Annotated in this window: 19 protein-coding genes; 4 read left to right on the forward strand and 15 right to left on the reverse strand. The window is 61.5% G+C overall.

Annotated features, from left to right (window positions below):
* Positions 1-2: 2 nt before the first annotated feature.
* From narH to PNAP_RS18830, 8 genes are all read right to left on the reverse strand, one after another.
* Positions 3-1535 carry a nitrate reductase subunit beta gene (gene narH / locus PNAP_RS18795; protein ID WP_011803122.1) on the reverse strand — a complete coding sequence of 511 codons (1533 nt, stop codon included), beginning with the start codon at positions 1533-1535 and terminating at the stop codon, positions 3-5.
* The gene (locus tag PNAP_RS18800; protein ID WP_011803123.1) at positions 1532-5362 is read right to left on the reverse strand and encodes a nitrate reductase subunit alpha; all 3831 of its coding nucleotides are present in this window, start codon (positions 5360-5362) and stop codon (positions 1532-1534) included. The genes narH and PNAP_RS18800 overlap by 4 nt, the downstream gene beginning before the upstream one ends.
* 44 nt (positions 5363-5406) lie before the next feature.
* Positions 5407-7068, reverse strand: a complete 1662-nt coding sequence (locus tag PNAP_RS18805) for an MFS transporter (protein ID WP_086000576.1) — start codon at positions 7066-7068, stop codon at positions 5407-5409.
* A 34-nt stretch (positions 7069-7102) separates the two neighbouring features.
* Entirely contained in the window at positions 7103-8356 is a 1254-nt protein-coding gene (locus PNAP_RS18810) for an MFS transporter (RefSeq protein WP_011803125.1), read from the reverse strand.
* Positions 8357-8539: 183 nt separating this feature from the next.
* Positions 8540-9238, reverse strand: a complete 699-nt coding sequence (locus PNAP_RS18815; RefSeq protein ID WP_011803126.1) for a response regulator — start codon at positions 9236-9238, stop codon at positions 8540-8542.
* Positions 9239-9388: 150 nt separating this feature from the next.
* Positions 9389-11305, reverse strand: coding sequence for a type IV pili methyl-accepting chemotaxis transducer N-terminal domain-containing protein (locus tag PNAP_RS18820; protein WP_011803127.1), 1917 nt, complete (start codon positions 11303-11305; stop codon positions 9389-9391).
* A gap of 226 nt (positions 11306-11531) precedes the next feature.
* On the reverse strand, positions 11532-11693 hold the full coding sequence (locus PNAP_RS27970) for a universal stress protein (RefSeq protein WP_332261688.1): 162 nt from the start codon (positions 11691-11693) through the stop codon (positions 11532-11534).
* 290 nt (positions 11694-11983) lie between these two features.
* On the reverse strand, positions 11984-12694 hold the full coding sequence (locus tag PNAP_RS18830; RefSeq protein ID WP_157040326.1) for a hypothetical protein: 711 nt from the start codon (positions 12692-12694) through the stop codon (positions 11984-11986).
* A gap of 178 nt (positions 12695-12872) precedes the next feature.
* On the opposite strand from PNAP_RS18830, the gene PNAP_RS18835 reads away from it, so the two are divergent.
* Positions 12873-13076, forward strand: a complete 204-nt coding sequence (locus tag PNAP_RS18835; RefSeq protein WP_011803130.1) for a phage integrase N-terminal SAM-like domain-containing protein — start codon at positions 12873-12875, stop codon at positions 13074-13076.
* Positions 13077-13342: 266 nt separating this feature from the next.
* Here PNAP_RS18835 and holA read toward each other — a convergent pair whose 3' ends face one another.
* The gene (gene holA, locus PNAP_RS18840) at positions 13343-14446 is read right to left on the reverse strand and encodes a DNA polymerase III subunit delta (RefSeq protein WP_011803131.1); all 1104 of its coding nucleotides are present in this window, start codon (positions 14444-14446) and stop codon (positions 13343-13345) included.
* Positions 14447-14469: 23 nt separating this feature from the next.
* Positions 14470-14895, reverse strand: coding sequence for an Lrp/AsnC family transcriptional regulator (locus tag PNAP_RS18845; protein WP_011803132.1), 426 nt, complete (start codon positions 14893-14895; stop codon positions 14470-14472).
* Between the two features lie 127 nt (positions 14896-15022).
* Between PNAP_RS18845 and PNAP_RS18850 the strand changes: the two genes are divergently transcribed.
* Together PNAP_RS18850 and rocF are read left to right on the forward strand one after the other, a co-directional pair.
* Complete coding sequence (locus tag PNAP_RS18850) at positions 15023-16120, forward strand: ornithine cyclodeaminase (RefSeq protein ID WP_011803133.1); 1098 nt, start codon at positions 15023-15025, stop codon at positions 16118-16120.
* Positions 16121-16162: 42 nt separating this feature from the next.
* Positions 16163-17080 (forward strand): arginase, encoded by a 918-nt coding sequence (rocF, locus tag PNAP_RS18855; protein ID WP_011803134.1) that lies wholly within the window; start codon positions 16163-16165, stop codon positions 17078-17080.
* A 13-nt stretch (positions 17081-17093) separates the two neighbouring features.
* Here rocF and PNAP_RS18860 read toward each other — a convergent pair whose 3' ends face one another.
* On the reverse strand, positions 17094-17771 hold the full coding sequence (locus PNAP_RS18860; RefSeq protein ID WP_011803135.1) for a sulfite exporter TauE/SafE family protein: 678 nt from the start codon (positions 17769-17771) through the stop codon (positions 17094-17096).
* A gap of 9 nt (positions 17772-17780) precedes the next feature.
* Positions 17781-19187: an oxygen-independent coproporphyrinogen III oxidase gene (gene hemN / locus PNAP_RS18865; RefSeq protein WP_011803136.1), complete on the reverse strand. Its 1407-nt coding sequence runs from the start codon at positions 19185-19187 to the stop codon at positions 17781-17783.
* Positions 19188-19403: 216 nt separating this feature from the next.
* Between hemN and fnr the strand changes: the two genes are divergently transcribed.
* On the forward strand, positions 19404-20126 hold the full coding sequence (gene fnr / locus PNAP_RS18870) for a fumarate/nitrate reduction transcriptional regulator Fnr (protein WP_041376813.1): 723 nt from the start codon (positions 19404-19406) through the stop codon (positions 20124-20126).
* Between the two features lie 63 nt (positions 20127-20189).
* Here fnr and PNAP_RS18875 read toward each other — a convergent pair whose 3' ends face one another.
* The 3 genes from PNAP_RS18875 to ccoG are packed head-to-tail and all read right to left on the reverse strand — an operon-like array spanning position 20190 to position 22198.
* Positions 20190-20453, reverse strand: a complete 264-nt coding sequence (locus PNAP_RS18875) for a hypothetical protein (RefSeq protein WP_011803138.1) — start codon at positions 20451-20453, stop codon at positions 20190-20192.
* Positions 20454-20504: 51 nt separating this feature from the next.
* A complete protein-coding gene (locus tag PNAP_RS25895) occupies positions 20505-20765 on the reverse strand; it encodes a FixH family protein (protein WP_011803139.1) in 261 nt (86 codons plus the stop codon).
* A gap of 14 nt (positions 20766-20779) precedes the next feature.
* Positions 20780-22198 (reverse strand): cytochrome c oxidase accessory protein CcoG, encoded by a 1419-nt coding sequence (ccoG, locus tag PNAP_RS18880; protein WP_049763716.1) that lies wholly within the window; start codon positions 22196-22198, stop codon positions 20780-20782.
* Between the last annotated feature and the right edge of the window lie 48 nt (positions 22199-22246).

Here is a 22246-nt window from a genome sequence, read left to right on the forward strand (position 1 = left end):
TCTCAGACCTCCACCTTGATGGGAATAGTGCGTTTCTTGCTGCCGCCGAACAGGCTGACCTCGCTGGCGCCGTCGGAGCAGCCGTTGCCGAAGGTAAAGCCGCAGCCGCCGCGCATGTCGAAGGCGTTTTCGGCGTATTCGCGGTGCGTGGTCGGAATCACGAAGCGGTCTTCGTAGTTGGCAATCGCCATGATGTGGTACATCTCCTCGACCTCGGCCACCGTCAGGCCCGCTTGCGCCAGCACGGCCAGGTTCTGCTCGTTGTCCACATGCTTGCTGCGCTGGTAGGAGCGCATCGCCAGCATGCGCTGCAGCGAACGGATCACCGGTGCGGTGTCGCCTGCCGTCAGCAAATTGGCCAGGTACTGCACCGGAATGCGCATCTGGGCAATGTCGGGCAGCTCGCCGTTGATGCCGATATGGCCGGCGTTGGCGGCCGACGTGATGGGCGAGAGCGGCGGCACATACCAGACCATGGGCAGCGTGCGGTATTCGGGGTGCAGCGGCAGCGCCACCTTCCACTCGACGGCCATCTTGTACACCGGGCTCTTGCGCGCGCCTTCGAGCCAGGCTTCGGGAATGCCGTCCAGGCGGGCCTGGGCAATCACGGCCGGATCGTTCGGGTCCAGGAAGATGTCGAGCTGGGCCTGGTACAGATCCTTGTCGTTTTCCACGCTGGCCGCTTCCTGGATGCGGTCGGCGTCATACAGAATCACGCCGAGGTAGCGGATGCGGCCGACGCAGGTTTCGCTGCACACGGTCGGCTGGCCGGCCTCGATGCGCGGGTAGCAGAAGGTGCATTTCTCGGCCTTGCCGCTCTTCCAGTTGTAGTAGATTTTCTTGTACGGGCAGCCCGAGACGCACATGCGCCAGCCCCGGCACTTGTCCTGGTCGATCAGCACGATGCCGTCTTCTTCCCGCTTGTAGATCGAGCCCGACGGGCACGAGGCCACGCAGGCCGGGTTCAGGCAGTGCTCGCACAGGCGCGGCAAATACATCATGAAGGTGTTTTCGAACTGGCCGACCATGTCCTTTTGCACCTGGTCGAAGTTGTCCAGGTTCGCATCCTTGCTGCGCTTGGAAAACTCGCCGCCCAGGATTTCTTCCCAGTTCGGACCCCATTCGATCTTTTCCATGCGCTGGCCCGTGATCAGGCTGCGCGGGCGGGCCGTTGGCGTGGCCTTCATCTCGGGCGCGGCCTGCAGATGCGCGTAGTCGAAGGTGAAGGGCTCGTAGTAATCGTCGATCTGCGGCATGTTCGGGTTGGCGAACAGGCGCATCAGCATCTTCCACTTGCCGCCCTGGCGCGGCTCGATGGAGCCGTCGGCGTTGCGAATCCAGCCGCCGTTCCACTTGTCCTGGTTTTCCCACTCCTTGGGGTAACCGATGCCGGGCTTGGTCTCGACGTTGTTGAACCAGGCGTATTCCATGCCGGGGCGGCTGGTCCAGACGTTCTTGCAGGTGACCGAGCAGGTGTGGCACCCGATGCACTTGTCCAGGTTCAGCACCATGCCGATTTGTGCGCGTACTTTCATACCGTTTCTCCCATTTTGCGCACGGCCGCGACGTATTCGTCATCGGTGGGCGTGTCGAGCCAGTCGATCTTGTCCATCTTGCGCACCACGACGAATTCGTCGCGGTTCGTGCCAATGGTTCCGTAGTAGTTGAAGCCGTAGCTCAGCTGCGCGTAGCCGCCGATCATGTGCGTGGGTTTCAGCACAATGCGCGTCACCGAGTTGTGGATGCCGCCGCGCTGGCCGGTGATTTCCGAGCCGGGCGTGTTGACGATCTTTTCCTGCGCGTGGTACATCAGCACCATGCCGGGCTTGACGCGCTGGCTGACCACCGCCCGCGCCGCAATCGCGCCGTTGACGTTGTAGGCTTCGATCCAGTCGTTGTCCTGCACGCCGATCAGCTTGGCGTCGTCCTCGCTGAGCCAGATGATCGGGCCGCCCCGGCTCAGGGTGAGCATGATCAGGTTGTCGGTGTAAGTCGAGTGAATGCCCCATTTCTGGTGCGGCGTGATGAAGTTCAGCAGGATTTCGGCGTTGCCGTTGGAACGGATGCCGTGCACGCCCGCCGTCGCCTTCAAATTCACCGGCGGACGGTAGCTGGCAAAGCCTTCGCCGAAGGCCAGCATCCACGGGTGGTCCTGGTAGAACTGCTGGCGGCCGGTCAGCGTGCGCCACGGGATGTATTCATGCACGTTGGTGTAGCCGGCGTTGTACGACACGGTTTCGGACTCGATCCCGCTCCAGGTCGGCGAGCTGATGATCTTGCGCGGCTGCGCCTGGATGTCGCGGAAACGGATTTTCTCGTCTTCGCGGTGCATCGCCAGATGCGTGTGGTCGCGGCCGGTCTGCTTGCCCAATGCTTCCCACGCCTTCACGGCGACATGGCCGTTGGTTTCCGGCGCGAGCTGCAGCACCATTTCGCAGGCGTCGATGTCGCTGTTGATGCGCGGCATTCCTTGCGTCACGCCGGGCTCGGTCACCAGGCCGTTCAGCTGGCCGAGCTGCGTGACTTCGATTTGCGTGTTCCACGAAATGCCCTTGCCACCATTGCCGATCTTGTTGAGCAGCGGGCCGACGGCCGTGAAGCGCTTGTACACGTTCGGGTAGTCGCGCTCGACGACCTGCATCTGCGGCGCCGTCTTGCCCGGAATCAGCTCGCACTCGCCGCGCTTCCAGTCCTTGACCTCGAACGGCTGGGCCAGCTCGCCCGGCGTGTCGTGCATCACCGGGGTCAGCACCATTTCCTTTTCGACGCCCAGGTGGCCGTCGCACAGTTCGCTGAATTTCTTGGCAAACCCTTTGTAGATTTCCCAGTCGCTTTTCGACTGCCAGACCGGGTCCACCGCCGTTGAGAGCGGATGGATGAAGGGGTGCATGTCGCTGGTGTTCAGGTCGTTCTTTTCGTACCAGGTGGCGGTCGGCAGCACGATGTCGGAATACAGGCAGGTCGTGCTCATGCGGAAATCGAGCGTGACCAGCAGGTCCAGCTTGCCTTCGGGCGCCTTGTCGTGCCAGACGACTTCCTCGGGCTTACCGTCTTCGGCGCCCAGATCCTTGCCCTGCACGCCGTTGCTGGTGCCCAGCAGGTGCTTGAGGAAATACTCGTGGCCCTTGCCCGACGAGCCGATGATGTTGGAGCGCCAGACGAACATGTTGCGCGGCCAGTTGGCCGGATGGTCCGGGTCTTCGCAGCTCATCTTGAGCGAGCCGTCCTTCAGCGCCTTGACGGCGTAGTCCTTGGCATCGAGCCCGGCGGCCTGCGCATCCTTCACGACCTGCATCGGGTTGGTCTGCAGTTGCGGCGCGGATGGCAGCCAGCCCATGCGCTCGGCGCGCACGTTGTAGTCGATCATGCTGCCGCCATACATCTTCTTGTCGGCCAGCGGCGACAGCACTTCATCGACGCCCAGCTTTTCATAGCGCCACTGGTTGGTGTGGGCGTAGAAAAAGCTGGTCGAATTCATCTGCCTGGGCGGGCGGATCCAGTCGAGCGCGAAGGCCAGCGGCGTCCAGCCGGTCTGCGGGCGCAGCTTTTCCTGGCCCACGTAATGCGCCCAGCCGCCGCCGCTCTTGCCGATGCAGCCGCACATCATCAGCATGTTGATGACGCTGCGGTAGTTCATGTCGCTGTGGTACCAGTGGTTCATGCCCGCGCCGATGATGACCATCGAGCGGCCCTGCGTCTTGTCGGCGTTTTCGGCAAACTGGCGCGCCACGGTGATGATCTGGTCGCGCGGCACGCCGGTGATCTGCTCCTGCCAGGCCGGGGTGTAGGGGGTGTTGTCGTTGAAATCGCTGGCGGCGAGTTCGCCGGGCAGGCCGCGCGCAATGCCGTACTGCGCCGCCTGCAAATCGAACACCGTGGCGACCAGCGCCGAGCGCTCCTCGCCCGCCTTGCCGAGTGAAATGCGCTGCACCGGCACCGTGCGCACCAGCACGTCGCCCGGCGCCTTGACCTGCGCGTTGTTCGGGAAATGCGCGTGGTGGATGCCGCCGAAATACGGGAAACCCACCTGCGCGCTGTCATGGCTGGCTTGCTCGCCCTCCATCACCGACAGCTTGAGGCTGACGTCCTGACCGTGGCGCGCTTCCTTGGCTTCCAGGTTCCACTGGCCTTCATCGGCCCGGCCGTCCGGTCCCCAGCGAAAGCCGATGGCGCCATTGGGCAGCACGACTTTGCCGCTGGCATCGAAGGCGACGGTTTTCCAGTCGGGGTTGTTGGCCTGGCCGAGGTTGCCGTTGAAGTCGGAGGCGCGCACATAGCGGTCAGGCACCAGCACGGTACTACCGTTTTCCAGCGTGTGCTCTTTCAGCATGACCAGCATCGGCAAATCGGTGTAGCGGCGCGCATAGTCGTCGAAATAGGCCGAGCGCGGCTGGCCGTTGCCGCCGAAATAGAAGTCTTTCAAAATCACATGGCCCATCGCCATGGCGACGGCGGCGTCGGTGCCCTGCTTGGGGTGCATCCACAAATCCGACAGCTTGGCGACTTCCGAATAGTCGGGCGTGATGGCGACGGTCTTGCAGCCCTTGTAGCGCACTTCGGTGAAGAAGTGGGCGTCGGGTGTGCGCGTCTGCGGCACGTTCGAGCCCCAGGCGATGATGAAGCTGGAGTTGTACCAGTCGGCCGATTCGGGAACGTCGGTCTGTTCGCCCCAGACTTGCGGGCTGCTCGGGGGCAAGTCGCAGTACCAGTCGTAAAAGCTCATGCACACGCCGCCAATCAAGGAAAGGTAGCGCGAACCGGCGGCATAGCTGACCATCGACATCGCTGGAATCGGCGAGAAGCCGATGATGCGGTCGGCGCCGTGCTGCTTGATCGTATAGACGTTGGACGCGGCGATCAGCTCGTTGACCTCTTCCCACGTCGAGCGCACGAAGCCGCCCAGGCCGCGAACGCTCTGGTAGTCGCGGCGCTTGGCGTCGTTCTGCACCACGGCGGCCCAGGCTTCGACGGGCGGCAGCGTCAGGCGCGCTTCGCGCCAGTGCTTGAGCAATCTAGCGCGGATCATCGGGTACTTGACGCGGTTGGCGCTGTACAAATACCAGCTGTAGCTCGCGCCGCGTGCGCAGCCGCGCGGCTCGTGGTTGGGCATGTCCCAGCGCGTGCGCGGGTAGTCGGTCTGCTGGGTTTCCCAGGTGACGATGCCGCCCTTGACATAAATCTTCCACGAGCATGAACCGGTGCAGTTCACGCCGTGGGTGCTGCGCACGATCTTGTCGTGCGCCCAGCGGTTGCGGTAGGCGTCTTCCCAGGTGCGGTCTTCGGCCGTGGTGACGCCGTGGTCGCCCGAGAACGCTTCCCGTGGATTGGAAAAGTGGCTTAATCGGTCCAAAAAGTGACTCATCGAGTTCTCCGGTAATGGGGTAAATAAGAGGGCTAAAGCAGCGCTCAGGGGTTCTTGATCTCGGCGCCCGCGCGCAGGTAGAACCACCAGTTCAGCACCAGGCACAGGGCATAGAAAATCGCAAAGCCATACATGGCGTTCTGGGGCGTGCCGGCCTTGATCTGCGCGCCGATGACCACCGGGGCGATGAAGGCGCCGTAGGCGGCCACAGCAGAAGTCCAGCCCAATACGGGACCGGCCTGCTGGCGGTCAAAGATAAAACCAATGCTGCGAAAGGTCGAGCCGTTGCCGATGCCGCTGGCCAGGAACAGGGCGACGAACAACAGCATGAACGGCATGAAGTAGTGTTCGGGCGTGGCGGACTGGTAGGCCTGCAGCATGACGTAGCCCACGGCGGCAGAGGCAGCGACCATCGCGGCCGAAATCCACTGCGTCACGATGGAGCCACCCACCTTGTCCGAAATCCAGCCACCGATGGGGCGTGCCGCAGCACCCACGAAGGGGCCGATCCAGGCATACGTCAGGGCCGACGGCGCATTCGGGTTCTTCAGCGCGTGCTGCATGACGCCCGCCGCGTCAGGGATATGCTGAAAACCAAAGATCACCGTGATCGCCAGGGGCAAGGCCATCGAAAAGCCGATGAAAGAGCCGAAGGTCACGATGTACAGCACCGTCATCGACCATGTGTGTTTGTTGCGAAAAATAGCGAACTGCTTGGCCACGTTCTCCTTCATCGTGCCGAATGCCGCCAGCCGCATCACCAACAAGGCGCAAACGATGTCCAGCGGAATGGCGACCCACATGTTGAGCAGGCCCAGGCCAGTCGGCGCGGGCAAGTACAGGTACAGCATGAAAATCGAGGGCAGGAACGCCAGCGTGTACAGGTAAGTCACCTTGGCGAACGCGGCAAGAGTGCCGCCCGTGTCGGGCGACACGGTCTTGAGGTTGCTCATGCCGAACCAGCACAGCACGCTCAGCGGCACCAGCGACAACACCCAGGCAAACCCGGCGTTTTGAATCCAGGTCGGTGTGCCTGCGACGATCTTGCCGAAAATCCAGCCGCTGTCTTTCACCAGCGCCCTGGATTCGCCGCCGAAGGCGCCGAAGAGGCCGACGGTCATCACCAGCGGAATGACGATCTGCATCGTGGTCACGCCGAAGTTGCCCAGTCCGGCATTGAGGCCCAGCGCCGTGCCCTGCAGGCGCTTGGGGAAGAAGGTGCTGATGTTGGACATGGAGCTGGCGAAGTTGCCGCCGCCCACGCCCGACCACAAAGCCATCAGCTGGAACACCCACAGCGGCCATTCGGGGTGCTGCAAGGCCATGCCGGTGCCAATCGCAGGCGCAAGCAGCATCGCGGTGGTCAGGAAGATGGTGTTGCGCCCGCCCGCCAGACGGATCAGGAACGAGGCCGGAATGCGCATGGTGGCGCCGGAGATGCCGGCGATGGCGGTCAGCGTGAACAGCTCGGCCTGGGTGAACGGAAAGCCCAGGTTCAGCATCTGCACGGTGATGATGCCCCACATGCCCCAGACGGCGAAGCCGCACAGCAGCGCCGGAATCGATATCCACAGGTTGCGGTAGGCGATGCGCTTGCCGGTGCTTTCCCAGAATTTCTCGTCTTCGGGGCGCCAGTCGGCAATGTCGGCGCCGGAGTCGCTGCCGGACGGCAGGACGGCAGTGCCTGCGGCGGAAGCAGGTTTCATGTTCATGGTGGTTTTCCCGGTAAAAGTTGGGGCGTCAGACGGCCGCGTGGCGGCCCATGACTTCGGTGCGGCGCACTTCGGTCCAGTACATCCAGATCAGCGATACCCAGACCACGCCATACATCAGCATGAAAGCGCTGGAGCGGATGCCGGTCAGGTCCATCAGCGCGCCGAACAGGATGGGCAGCACGAAGCCGCCCAGCCCGCCGGCCAGGCCGACGATGCCGCTGATGGCGCCGATGTTGTGCGAGTAGTCGTCGCTGATGTACTTGAAGACGCTGGCCTTGCCAAAGGCGAAGGCCACGCCCAGCACGGCCATCAGTCCGGTGAAGGCGTAGATGTTCAGGCCGAGGTGAAAGGTCGAGGGGCCGTTGACGGTCAGCAGCGTGAAGTCCATCTGTGGATAGGACAGCAAAAACAGGCAAATCCAGCTCACCCACATCACCCACCAGGTCACGCTGTGCGCGCCGTACTTGTCCGACAGCACACCGCCGACCGCGCGCAGCACGCCGCCGGGCAATGAAAAGCAGGCCGCCAGCAGCGCGGCGGTGCGGATGTCCAGGCCGTATTCGCCGACGTAGTACTGCACCATCCACAGCGACAGCGCGACATAGCCGCCGAACACGATGCTGTAGTACTGGCAATATTTAAGAACCTTGGGGTCTTTCAGCGCCTTGAGCTGGTCCCTGAAACTGACATTGCTGGGCACCAGGTGCTTCGGGTCGCTGTGGCTGAACATCCAGAACAGCACCAGGGTGCCGAGCATGATGGCCGCATACACCTGCGGCACCATCGCCCAGCCGAAAGCCACCAGCAGCACCGGCGCGACGAACTTGTTGACCGCCGCGCCCGAGTTGCCCGCGCCATAAACGCCCATCGCCGTGCCCTGGCGGTTCTTGGGAAACCAACGCGCCACATACGGCGTGCCGACCGAGAACGAGCCGCCGGCCAGGCCGACGAACAGGCCGATGGTGATGAAATGCCAGTACTGGGTGGCGTAGCTCATCATCCAGATCGCTGGCACGGTGATGGCCATCAGCACGGCCATGACGATGCGCCCGCCGTACTTGTCGGTCCAGATGCCCAGCGGCACGCGGATCAAGGAGCCCGTCAGCACCGGCGTGGCGGTCAGCAGGCCAAACTGGGTGGCGTTGAGGCCCAGCATTTTCTTGATCGGGATGCCGATGACGCCAAACATCATCCACACCATGAAGCAGACGGTGAAGGCCAGCGTGCTGACGATCAGCACCGACCACGCTTTTCTTGAATTGTTCAGCTCGGACGCCATGCTTTTTTCTCCAGGAGACATTGCATGACTGTCGGGTTTTTCGGGCCTGCTGCCTATCCACCGTTGGAAGGTGCGCACGCGCCAGAAGAACGATGGCCGCCGCCGCCGCCCTACTCCTGAAGAACTACTGCCGGGTCAGAATGGCGAAAGCTTGACGCAGGTCAATACCCGGCCCGCACCGGTTCAGCCCAGTTCGCGATTGGCGGCATACACGGCGGCCTGCACGCGGGAAGTCAGCTGCAGCTTGCGCAGGATGTGCTGGACATGAATCTTCACCGTGGTTTCGGCGATGTCGAGCTTGCGCGCGATCAGCTTGTTGCTGTCGCCCAGCGCAATCAGCCCCAGCACGTCGCGCTCACGGGCGGACAGCAGGCCGGCGCCCGGCCCCTCAAGCGGAGCGGCGGCTTCAGGCGCTGCGCCGGGAATAGCCGGCGCTGGCAGCGCCGCCGGGGCCGGCTTGCCGCGAAAGGCCGTGACCAGCTTGGTCGTCATTTCCGGGCTGACCACCGACTCGCCGGCCAGCACCTGGATGATGTACTCCGACAGATGGTCGAGTTCCACGGTCTTGAGCAGGTAGCCGTCGGCGCCGGCCTGCAGCGCCGCCACCAGGTCGTTTTCGTTCTCGCTCATGGTCAGCATCAGGATGCGGATGCCGGGCGCGGCGGCCTTCAGCGTGGCGATGCCGTCCACGCCCAGCACGCCCGGCAGGTGGTTGTCCAGCAGCACCAGGTCGGGCCGGCTGCGCTCGACGCAGCGCAGCGCCTCGCCGATGTCGCCGGCCTCGCCGACGACCTTGAAACGCTCGTCCTGCGACAGCAGGGCAATCAGGCCACGGCGAAACAGGTTGTGGTCATCGACCACCAGCAAACGAATAAGGTTCATGGTTGCGCCTTGTGAGGCCTGAGCGACATTTTGCAGAAGGCTGAGGCGCTATTAAATAAATAGCTAACTACGCCCGTGTATATTGCGCAAAAGGCATATTTCATTGATATTTTGTGTTGAAACGCACGGTTTTTCATCAAGCGCCACGCATCAGCCCAGGGACTCCAGTTCCAGCCCGGTGATGGCCGTGCTGCGGCCCCTGGACACCGGGTGCGCGGGCAGCGTCAGCGTGACGGTGGTTCCCTGCCCCGGCCCGGAGACGATCTCGACCCGGGCGCCGATGCCGCCGGCACGCTCGCGCATGATCTTCATGCCGACATGCGACTGGCTATGGCTCTGGCTGGCGTCAAAGCCGACGCCATTGTCGCGCACCAAAAACCGCCAGTTCTCGCCCTTGATCACCTCGACATCCACCTGGGTGGCCCCTGCATGCTTGCGCACATTCGACAGCGCTTCCTGCAGCACATGCAGCACCTGCACCTGCACATCGGGCGGCAGCGGCAGGCCGTCGCCCTGAACCGTCAGGTGCGCCGGCAAGCCGGTCTGGTGCTGGAATTTCTGCAGCGTTTCCTGCAGCGCCTGCGCGATGTCGTCGGTGTTGGTGCGGGTGCGGAAATGCACCAGCAGCTCGCGCACATCGGCAATGCTTTCGCGCAGCCCGGTGTCCAGCTCGTCGAGCGCCTGCTTCATCTGCGCCGCCTGGCCCTTGTGCGAGGCGCTGCGCAGCAATTGCACCTGGATCTTCAGGAAAATCAGCGACTGCGCAATCGAGTCGTGCAACTCGCGCGCAATCAGGGTGCGCTCCTCGGCGACGGCGGCTTCGCGGGCCAGCGCGGCGGCGCGCAGGCTTTCCAGCGCGCTCGCCAGGTGGCTGGCCAGCGCGTCGAGCAGCTCGGTTTCGTCGGCGCTGAGCGTGACGGCGCTGCGGAAGAACAGGTTGAATTCGCCCAGCAGGCGCTGCTGCAGCCGGATCGGCACGCTGACGACGCTTTCGTAACCCACCTTGGCGCAGCGGCGCACCGGGATTTCGTCATGGCTCAGGATCGGAATCACGCGCGTGCGCGATTCGGGCTGCAGGTTGCCGCAGGCGCAGGCGCCGGCCAGCAAGGTGCGCTCTTCTTCGAGCATGTCCTGCGGAAAGCAGTCGGATGCCAGCATCAGGTAGCGCTGGCTGGCATCGTCCGACCAGCGCACCGCGCCGGCGTCGGCCTTCATCAGGGTGCGCACGCGCTGGGCAAAGCCGCGCGCCAGCTCCTCGATGCTGCTGGCCTGGGCCAGGAAGGCGCTGACTTCATACAGCGCTTCGAGCCGCACGCGCTGCGCCTCGATGTGCCGGGTCTTGGCCTCGACCTGGGATTCGAGCCCCTTGTACATCGACTCCAGGGTTGCGGCCATGCGGTTGAAGCCGGCCGCCACCTGGCCGAACTCGTCCTCGGTATCGACATCGATGCGCGTCGTGAATTCCCCGGCTTCCACCTTGCCCAGCCCCTGCCGCAGCCGGCTCAGGGGACTGATCACGTACAGGTAGCCGGTGTAGAGCATGATCACCGCCCCGCCGATGGCCAGCGCCATCATGGCGAACTGGAACAGGTTCAGGATGGCGGTCAGCCGCGACAGATGCCGCTCGATAGCCAGCACAAACCGGTCGATGGCCTCGACAAAATCGCCGGCCGTCCGCAGCGAGCTTTCCACGGTCAATGCCGGCCCGGTCAGCCACTGCTGGCGCTGCACCTTCCACAATGACTCGACCACGGAAAACCGCTGGCGCACCTGCTCATCCCACGGCACGAACAGGGGCCGGGAGGCATCGCCGCTACGCAACACCGACAGGCTGTCTTCAAAATTACCGATCAGGCGTTGCAGCTCCGGTTGTGGCGTACCGGCATGCACGGCGCTGGTCAGCCGCCAGGTCTGCATGCGCATGCGCCCGGCTTCATTGACAGCGGCCGCGCCGCCTTCAAGCTGCCAGGTCACCCACAAGGTCAGCCCGATGGAGGCCAGCGCAAGCAGCAGCAGGCTGGCGCCTATGCGCAAAAGCTTTTTGGACAGGGACGCGGTGTGCTGCATTCGGCTGGTTCCTGACCCTCTGCCGGCAGGGGCTGCTGGGTGCACTGTTTAAACCGCCATTGTGGAGGGGCGATGGCGGAAATCGCATGGGGATTGCACGCATGCAATCCCTGGTCTGGCATGGATTATGATGGGGGCCGTGGACGTTGCCAAAATGAAAATTCAAGCCTTTCAGGGCCGCAGCGCATGAAGGGCGTGCACGGGCAGCTATCGAAACAAGAGCATTTCAGCCCCACCGGCAGGGCGCGTGCTTGATCAAGGCCCTGGATACCGAGCCGCTCCACCAGCGCGCGGCCCATCCGCTGCGGTGCTTGTGGCCCACCACGACAAGGCCGGCCTGGATGCTGTCGGCGCAGCGCGTGATTTCAGTCACCACGTCGCCGATCACGACGCGCCATCATTCCCACATCGTTCAGCTTGCGCAGGCTGGCGTCGAGGATGCTCTGGTAGCGCGCTTTCTCGCTTTGCTGCAGGGTGTCGTCGTACCGACCGCTTTCAAGCGCGAGGCTGACTGGGCGATTTCATGCTTGAGCGTAGGCGCTGTTGCCCCATCCACAGCAGAGCGCCACGAAGGCACCCAGAATAAATTGAAAAATGAGATGTAACGGCTTCATCGGGAGTTAACCGTTTGAATTCACCGGCCGCCGAAGGCGGTCCGGTGGAATGATGAGTTGGGCCTCATAAGCAAGCGATCTCCCTTGTAGCTTTGACCGATATAGCAGCTATCGCACGCAGCATTACTGGAGCATTCGGTCCATACAAAGCTTTCTTTGGCGCAATTCCAGCTTTTATGGCTGGAACCCAAAGGCGAGCCTCGTATGTAAGCCGCCCGAGCATCCAAACAGCTCGAACCCTAAACCGATCAACGGGCTGCATTGACTCATGGAAGTTTTCCGGCAGACGCACGCCATCGCCCAACTGCTCCTCGAACGGTGTCTGCTTTTCCTCAATGAATTCATTCATCTTTCGCACAAGTAGCTCTACGTCCCACTTGTGCGACAAGTCATTGCGAATTTTTCGGATGTGATCGAACTCAATGAGTAAATCTTTGCTGAGCCAACCGAAGGCAAAGGCCATTTGAAGCCTTTGCGACAGCCGTGCCAGCGGGCCAAATCCCGACATTAGCGCGCTGCGACCTCCTGGAACGCCATCCGGAATCTCGCGCTTAAACATCTCTTCTAGCCGGTCGTCAGCGTAAGCAGCTGCAATCACCGGTATAACGCGAGCTTCCTCGGAGACCACAAGACCGGCAATTTGCTCGAAGAGCGTCACCTCGGCCTCGAACGGCGAGGCTTGCTCGACGAACTCCTTAACGCGATGCTCTCCGAATGCTCGCGAGTAGTTTCCATAGACCTGAAGTCCCCATTTTTCAGCGTCGCTGAGCTTCATAGCTGCGATGTCTGGATCGAGACCGTTATTCATAATGCCCAACGTAATGTATACCGCAAGCTCTGCGGTATATATCGACAACTGCAATGTAATCTGGACATGGAAACCTCCTGAAACTGGCTTGCTTATTGGGTTTTTTGTAAATACACTGTAATTTTATACAGTTATAAATACATCCATGAAACCCCGCAACCCGCCTTTGCACACCATCCGTTTGCTTGACCAGGTGCGGGAGCGGATTCGCTACTTGCACTATAGCTTGAGCACCGAGAAGGTTTACCTTTACTGGGTGCGGTTTTTCGTTCGCTGGCATGGCCGCCACGGCACCATGACGCATCCCCGCGAGATGGGCGCGTCGCAGGTCGAGGCTTTTCTGACATGATGCGTTGACGATTACTCCTGATTTGATAGCTGCCTGCGCAGGTGCTTATTGCGCTGGAGGCTTAAATGGCTTGAATTCTGGGCGCTGCGCAGCCTCGTTGCCAATCCCACGGAGCGCTGGGAAAACAATATTTCAGTGCCAAATCGGCCTCTGGCGCAATGAATACCTGCGTAGGCAGCTATCAATAACAGAGCATTCGTTCAGCCTGGAACCGCACCGCTGCGGCAGCGCTTTCCGGCCAGCACGCCGCCGCGCCCCGCCCGGCTCTAGCCTCTGCCGCCCGGCCCGGCGCGGCCAGCCGAAGCCCGCGACGGCGCCGCGCACTGTTCGCAGACCATGCCGGCCAGCCGGTGCAGCGACTGCCAGCCGCTCGTCGGCCAGTCGGGCTGCTTCAGCCCCTTGACGATGCCATCGACCTTTTGCGCGGCATCGAGCAGTTTCGCCAATGCGGCATCGCTCATGCCGGGAAGCACGCGTTCATAGAGTTTTTCCTTTGCGCCCCAGACGCGGTTTTCGCGCAGCGCCATTGGCATGGGCCGGCCGGCCTGAATCGCGTCCCTGACCCGTTTCATGCTGCGGATGTCTTCGGCCAGCGCCCAGTGCACCAGCACTTCGGACTCGCCTTCGGACTGCAGGCCGTCGATCATGCGCGCGGCGCGAATCGCATGGCCGCCAAGCACGGCTTCAGACAGCTTGAACACGTCGTAGCGCGCCACGTTGAGCACGGCGTTTTCAACCTGGTCAAAACTCAGGATGCCGTCGCCCGTGACCGGGTAGAGCAGCGCCAGTTTCTGGATTTCCTGGTGCGCGGCCAGCAGGTTGCCCTCGACCCGGTCGGCAAAAAACTGCAGCGTGCGCTGGCCTTCCTCGCCGTTGGCCACGCGCTGGCCCTGCAGTTGCAGGCGCTGCGCGATCCATTGCGGCAGCGTGCGCCGGTCAATCGGCTCGAACTTGACGGTCACGCCGAAACTCTCGAGCGCGCCAAACCAGGCGCCCTTGGTGGTGGCGCCGTCCAGCCGGGGCAGCATGACCAGCGTCAGCGTGGAATCGTCGCCCTGGGCGCGTTCGGCCAGTTGCTGCAGCGCCACCGAGCCGTCCTTGCCCGGCTTGCCGCTGGGAATGCGGACCTCAACGATCTGCTTGTCGGCAAACAGGCTCAGCGAGCCGCCGCTGGCCAGCACCTCGCTCCAGTCGAAATGCGCGCCGGCCACGGTGTGGACCGTGCGTTCGGTGTAGCCACGCTGCCGTGCCGCCGCGCGCAGGGCATCGGCGAATTCCTGCACCAGCAGGGGTTCGTCGCCATGCAGGGTGTAGAGGCTTTTCAGGCCCCGCTTGAGGTGTTCGGTCAGTTGGGCAGGAGCCATTTGCATAGTGGCGTGATTCTAGGAGAGTCCTACGATAGCCGGTAGGTTTCCAGGTGAATGCTGGTTTCGGTGTTGCTGATGCCCTTGAGCAGGCGGATGCGTTCCAGCACCTTGGCCAGATCCTGCAGGTTTTCGGCACGCAACTCGGCCAGCAAGTCCCAGCGGCCATTGGTGTCATGCAGCGTGGCCACGCCGGGCTCGCCGAGCAGGCTGGCAATGACGGCGCGGGTCTGGTTGCCTTCCACCGCAATGCTCATCCAGGCCTTGATCTCCTTGTGCTGCACATCGGGCCGCAGGCGAACGGTGTAGCCGACGATGACGTTGTCGTCTTCGAGCTTGCGGATGCGGTTGGTGACCGTGCCGCGCGAGACGCCAAGCTTGGCTGCCAGCGCGGCGACGCTCAAGCGGGCATCCTGGCGCAGCAGGGAAATGAGGTGGTGGTCGGTTTCGTCCATTTCGGCAGTTTAAGCATTCAAAACGTCAACAAACTGCCTATTTAGCAGCATTATTGACACTTGTTATTGATGGGCTGGAGAAACACACTTACCCGCATACCGTCACGAACAACGCAAGAGGCAACCCATGAAACACCCCACCGCAGTCAACCCCCAGACTCTTTTTCTGAGTCCGCAGGACGTGGCCAGCCTCGTCAGCCGCCGGGGCATGGTGGAAACGCTGCGGGAAATGGCGGCCTGCATCCAGCAGGATTTTCTGCGCTGGAAGCATTTTGACAAATCGGCCCGCCTGGCCAGCCACTCGAAGAACGGCGTGATCGAACTCATGCCGATTGCCGATGCCCACACCTACACCTTCAAGTACGTCAACGGCCATCCCAAAAACACGGCGCAGGGCCTGTCCACCGTGATGGCTTTCGGCGTGCTGGCCGACGTGGCGACGGGCATGCCGCTCCTGATCAGCGAACTGACGCTGACGACTGCCCTGCGCACGGCAGCCACCTCCGTAGTCGCCGCGCGCGCCCTGGCCCGGCCTGACAGCCGCGTGATGGCGCTGATTGGCAATGGCGCGCAAAGCGAGTTCCAGGCACTGGCTTTTCACCGCCTGCTGGGCATCGAGGAAATCAATCTCTACGATGTGGATGCCGAGGCAACCGCCAAGCTGATGCGCAACCTGCAGGCCAACCCGGATACCGCCGGCCTTCGCCTTCGGGCTTGCGCCAGCACCGCCGAGGCCGTGCGTGACGTGGACATCGTGACCACCGTCACGGCCGACAAGACCAATGCCGCCATCATCACCCTGGACATGCTCAAGCCGGGCACGCACCTGAACGCGGTCGGCGGCGACTGCCCGGGCAAGACAGAAATTCATCCCGACGTGCTGTCGGCTGCCAGGGTCTTCGTCGAGTACGAGCCGCAAACCCGTACCGAAGGTGATTTGCAGCAGATGGCGCCCGGCTTTGCAGTGACTGAACTGTGGCAGGTGCTGGCGGGCGAAGCGGCCGGGCGTGACAATGCCGCGCAGATCACGGTGTTTGACTCGGTGGGCTTTGCGCTTGAGGATTTTTCGGCATTGCGCTATCTTTACGCCAAGGCGCAGCAACTGGGACTCGGTGCCGCCCTTCCGCTGATTCCGCGACTGGACGACCCCAAGGATCTTTACCAGTTGGTCAGGCCTGCCTTTTCCACGGCATCCCGCCCAGTCACTGAGCCCGCCTTGCAATGACAGTCATCAAGCCACTGCCCTCAACTCCGAATTGACCTCAATATGACACAGCACATCAGGCTTATTGGCGCACCCACCGATGTCGGAGCGGGCACGCGCGGCGCGTCCATGGGCCCGGAGGCCTTCCGCGTTGCCGGCCTGCAGCCCACGCTCGAAGGCCACGGCCTGCGCGTCACCGACCGGGGAAACATCAACGGCCCGGCCAACCCGTGGCAGGCGCCGGTCAGCGGCTACCGGCACCTGGCCGAGGTGGCGGCCTGGAACCATGCCGTCCACAAGGAGGTTCATGCAGCGCTGAGCGAGGGCGAGATGCCCATGCTGCTGGGCGGCGACCACTGCCTGGCCATCGGCTCGATCAGCGCGGTGGCGCGCCATTGCCGCCGGCTTGGCAAAACCCTGCGCGTGCTGTGGCTCGATGCGCACACCGACTTCAACACCGATGCGCTGACACCGACCGGCAATACGCACGGCATGCCGGTGGCGGTGCTGTGCGGCCATGGGCCTGCCGAGTTGACCGGCATAGGCGGGGTGTCGCCCGCCTTGCAGCCTTCGGCCATTCGCCAGATCGGCATCCGCAGCGTGGACGCTGGGGAAAAACGCTTCGTCAGGGAGTCGGGGCTCGAAGTGTTCGACATGCGCTACATCGACGAGATGGGCATGCGGCACACCATGGAAGCGGCGCTGGCCGGCATCGACGACAGCACGCACCTGCATGTGAGCTTTGATGTGGACTTTCTGGACGCCAGCTTTGCACCCGGCGTCGGCACGGCGGTCAAGGGCGGACCGACCTACCGCGAAGCCCAGTTGTGCATGGAGATGATCGCCGACACCGGGCGCATGGCGTCGCTCGACGTGATGGAGTTGAACCCGGCGCTGGATGTGCGCAATGCCACGGCGGAAGTGGCGCTTGAGCTGATTGAAAGCCTGTTTGGTAAAAGCACGCTGATGCGGCGCTCCTGAAGGATACAAACCTTTATGGCGTGACGCACCAGGGCGCCGTGTTGTGCGCCAAGCCCATCCACAAGGCCCAGCCGGAAGTGACCACCAAGGCCAGGCCCGCCAGCCGAATCCCCCACTCGCCGCTGCCGCTGCCCCGCAGGCGCAGCAGCAGCCAGGGGCCAATCAAAAGAGACACGCTGCTGCCCAGGGCGAACAGTGCCATGGTCAGCGCACCTTCGAGCGGGCCACCGCTCAGAGCGGCTACCAGCACGGCCGAATACAGCAGACCGCAGGGCATGAATGCCCAGAGCGCGCCAATGGCCAGCGGCGCGCCGCGACCCCAGGCGGCATTGAAGGCCCTGACCCGGCTCCAGACGCTGCGCGCGGTGTGGTCGAGCCAGACCGGCTGGCGGGCCAGCAACACCAGCATCAGCCCCATCATCATCACGGCCACATGAAACAGCGTCCAGACCGGGCGCATGACCGCCGTTTGCGTGGTCAGCCATCCCAGCCCCTGCATCGACGCTGCCGCCACCGCACCCAGCAGGGAATAACTGGCCAGCCGGCCCGCCTGGAAGGACCAGAGGGCCGAGGTTTTACGCGCACCGGCTGCATTGCCGATGCCCGCGCAGGCCGCACCGCACATGGCGATGCAATGCGGCCCGCCGGCCAGCCCCATTAGTAATGCCGTCATGGCCAGCGATGTTTGCATGTGGGGGTTTTAGATGATCCGGGAAAACCTTGCACGCGTACGGTCAGCCTGCAGATAGCGGTCAAACACCATGGCCACGCCACGCACGAAATACCAGCCCATTTTTGTAATTTGCAGACTGGTCGCGTCAACCTCGACCAAGCCCTGCTCCTGCATGCCATGCAGTATTTCCAGTTCGGCGGCGAAATAGCTATTGAAATCAATCAAATAGGCCAGTTCAATCGACTCGAACTCCAGCTGTCCCTGACACATCAGCGCCATGATGACGCCGCGCCGTACCAGGTCATCGCGAGACAGCGCCAGACCCCGCACGACCGGCAAACGCCCCTGATCCAGGTAGTCGTAATACTCCTCAAGGGTCTTGGTATTCTGGCTGTAGGTAGCGCCTACCTTGCCAATGGCCGACACACCCAGGCCGATCAGGTCGCAGTCGGGCTGGGTGCTGTAGCCCTGGAAGTTGCGGTGCAGACGCCCCTGGCGTTTGGCGACGGCCAGCGCATCATGAGGCAAGGCAAAGTGATCCATGCCCACATAAACATAGCCGGCACCCTGAAACGCCGAAAGCGAGCGCGACAGCATGGAAAGCTTTGCGCCCGCATCAGGCAGTTTGTCAACATCAATGCGGCGTTGCGGCTTGAAGCGCTGGGGCAGATGGGCATAGGCATACAGCGCAATACGGTCTGGCCGCAACTGCAGCACCTGGGCCAATGTGCGATCAAATGACTCCGGGGTTTGTTGTGGCAATCCATAGATCAGGTCAATGTTGATGGACTCAAAACCCATCAGACGAGCTGCAGCCATCAATGAAAAAACCTGTTCGGCAGGCTGAACGCGATGCACGGCCTTTTGGACCGCAGGATCGAAGTCCTGCACGCCGAAGCTCAGCCGGTTAAAGCCCAGCCCCGCCAGCGCGGCCAGGCGGGCGGAATCAACAGTGCGCGGATCGACTTCAATCGAGTACTCGCCGTCCGGCGCGAGGCTGAAACTGCGCCGCAGCATGGCCATCAATTCATGCAACTCGCCGTCACTCAGGAAAGTGGGACTTCCACCTCCCAGATGCAACTGGCTGACCGTTTGGCCAACCCCGAGATGGGCCGTGTACAAATCGACTTCGCGGCTGAGGTAGCGCAGGTAAGTTTCGCCGCGCTCATGGTGCCTGGTGATGATCTTGTTGCAGGCGCAGTAGTAGCACAGCGATTCACAAAAAGGAATATGCACGTAAAGGGACAGTGGCAACAGCATGGCGGCCGCCCCGTTTCGGCGCTGGGCCAGTGCCTGGGCTACATGTTCGGCCGTGAAGGCTTCCACGAAACGGTCTGCCGTCGGGTAAGAGGTGTAGCGCGGGCCGGAAACGTCAAAACGGCGTATCAATTCATGAGAAGGGATGGGCATACAATCGACCGCAAGTGCGTTCATAACGGTTCCTTGAAACGCGCACCCGCAATCTCGGGGGGCAGGCATTGCCAATGTATCGCGAACACGGTCTTGTTTATTTGATGTAGATCAGCGGTCAACCATGTCTCGGACCAAGCAACGAACCCTTGTCAGGAGAATGTTATGTTTGAGGTCACACCAGAGTCTGCAGAAACAGGCAAGCGCAGAGATGCAGCCAGCGATGTCAAGCCACTCCCCATGAATCCTCTTAGCATCAAAGTTGCCTGCTCAAACTGCAACCTGCGCGAACTGTGCATGCCCATGGGCCTGAAGGCCGATGAGCTGGACAAAATCGAGGAGATTGTCGCGGTCCGTCGCAAGGTCAAACGCGGAGGCCGGCTGTACAGCAACGGAGAAAGGTTCACTTCGCTGTTTGCCATCCGCACCGGCTTTTTCAAGACCTGCATCACCACCGAAGACGGACGCAACCAGGTCACCGGCTTTCAGATGGCTGGCGAAATCATCGGCCTGGATGGCATCGTGAAGGAGCACCACACCTGTGACGCCGTAGCGCTCGAAGACGCCGAGGTGTGCGTCATGCCCTTTGAACGGATTGAGGAGCTTTCCCGTGAAGTTGCGGCGCTGCAGCGGCATGTGCACAAGATCATGAGCCGCGAAATCGTGCGCGAGCATGGTGTCATGCTTTTGCTGGGCAGCATGCGTGCGGAAGAACGTCTGGCAGCCTTTTTGCTCAACCTGGTGCAGCGACTTCATGCCCGGGGCTTTTCACAATCCGAACTCCTGCTGCGCATGACGCGAGAGGAAATCGGTAGTTACCTTGGCTTGAAGCTTGAAACGGTCAGCAGAACTTTTTCAAAGTTTGTTGAAGAAGGCATTGTGGAAGTCAAGCAGCGTCATGTCCGCATCATTGACACCGAGGCGCTCAAACTGATCGTCAACCATAACCAGCAGCCCTGCTGACAATCTGGCCCAAATATCTTGCGGGCCGGACTTTTGATGAGGGCTGGCTTCCTTGGCACAGCCTTAAGGCCGCTGGTCAACTGGCGATGGACCGCGATTGACGTCGAAAGGCGACATCGCAAGCAGGGCGGTTAAAGCACTCGAAGCCATGGTCAGCAGCCAGAACACAAAGAAGGCCAGCGTATAAACGGCCTCGCGAGACATGGTGAGCGGCCGGCCAAACCAGTGCAGGCTCTGCGGATCAACCACCGCGAACACAAGCACTTCCATCACGCTCGCCATCACGAACGCGGGCCATGCAATCCACATCATGCGTCGGGCCAGCATATGTTCAGGCCTTGCGTGGTCTTGAGAACTGTCTCAATGTATTAGCCATTTTCAGGGTTCGGCAGGCGCTGGCACACCCGTAGCAGCATGATTTCTGGCCTGCATCGCAGGCGCCATATTGGCTGAGGATTGCGCATTCAGCCTTGCTGACTCAGACCTTGCGGCTTGACCGTAGCTGGTAACAACAGGATCTGGAATTTTGATAGCCAGGTAAAGAGTAATGAATGAGGCCACCACGACAACGGCAGGCCCTGCAAACACCATCCATACATGGCCGAATTTCCACCAGGGTTGTCCATCTTTTGTGTTCATAGCAGTTTCCGTTATTAGCGGGGCACCAGAAAGATCGATTTCTCGGTCACTCGCCCCGGGGAGTTGATAGCCTCAACTTCAAAATGAATCTCATGCGAACCAGGAGTTGCAGCTTCGTAGGACAGTTGCAAGGTGACCGGAACCCAGCGTGACTCGGTAGCATCCACCGAGAAGGTTCCATCTGAGGCCAGTATCAAGCCAGGCAAGCCGGTTGCCGTGATACGGTAACTCTGCATATTTTCCGTCGCATTCATCACCTGCAACCGATACACGTTTTCAATCTTTCCACCGCTGACAATTCTCGCCAGCGAAGCACGGTCACGGTCAACGTCAACCTTGAACGGTGAACGCAATAGCAGACTGGTGAACAAGGCAACAGTAACACCCAGCAAAATAGCGCTGTAAACCAGCACGCGAGGGCGGAATATCTTGCGAAGGAGCTGCGCTCTTCCCCAGCCTTGTGCGACAGCATTCTGGGTTGAGTAGCGAATCAAACCCCGCGGGTAATTCATCTTGTCCATCACGGTATCGCATACATCAATACACGCGGCACAACTGATGCATTCGTACTGCAGCCCCTTGCGGATATCAATACCCGTAGGGCAAACCTGTACACAGAGTGTGCAATCAATGCAGGAACCCAGATTCAGGACTTTGGGATCAGCCTTTTTGGAGCGGGATCCACGAGGCTCGCCACGTGCCTCGTCATAGGTGACGATCAATGTGTCCTTGTCGAACATGGCGCTTTGAAAGCGTGCATAAGGACACATGTACTTGCAGACCTGTTCACGCATGTAGCCGGCATTGCCATAGGTGGCGAATCCATAAAAGAAAACCCAAAAGGTTTCCCATGGCCCCATGCCTGCGGCTATGAAACTCATGCCGAGTTCCTTGATCGGCGTGAAATAGCCTACAAAGGTGAACCCCGTCCACAGCGACAGAGCAATCCACAGGAACTGCTTGCTGGCCTTGCGCGTGAACTTATTGACAGACATGGGACTGGCGTCAAGGCGCAGGCGTGCGGAGCGGTCGCCTTCGGTGATCTTTTCCAGCCAGAGAAAAATTTCGGTATAGACCGTCTGCGGACAGGCATAACCACACCACTGGCGCCCCGCCACGGCCGTGAACAGAAACAGCGACAGGGCTGAAATGACCAGGATGCCAGAGAGATAAATGAAGTCCTGCGGGTAAAGAACCAGCCCCAGGATATAGAAACGCCGCGCTTCCAGATCGAAAAGAACCGCCTGGCGCTGTCCCCACTCCAGCCATGGCAGTCCGTAAAAAACAAGTTGGGTGATGAATACCATCGCCCAGCGCCACTTCGAAAACAAGCCCGTGACGCTGCGCGGATAAATTTTCTTTTGCGCCTGGTAAATGCTCATTGCTTCGCCGTCGCCACTTGCTGGCGAGGGTTGCAACGGCTCTCCGGCCATCACCGCGATGGGAATGACTTTTCGGGGAGCTGGTTTTGAATTTTCCAC

Source organism: Polaromonas naphthalenivorans CJ2 (assembly GCF_000015505.1).
Lineage (GTDB): Bacteria > Pseudomonadota > Gammaproteobacteria > Burkholderiales > Burkholderiaceae_C > Polaromonas > Polaromonas naphthalenivorans.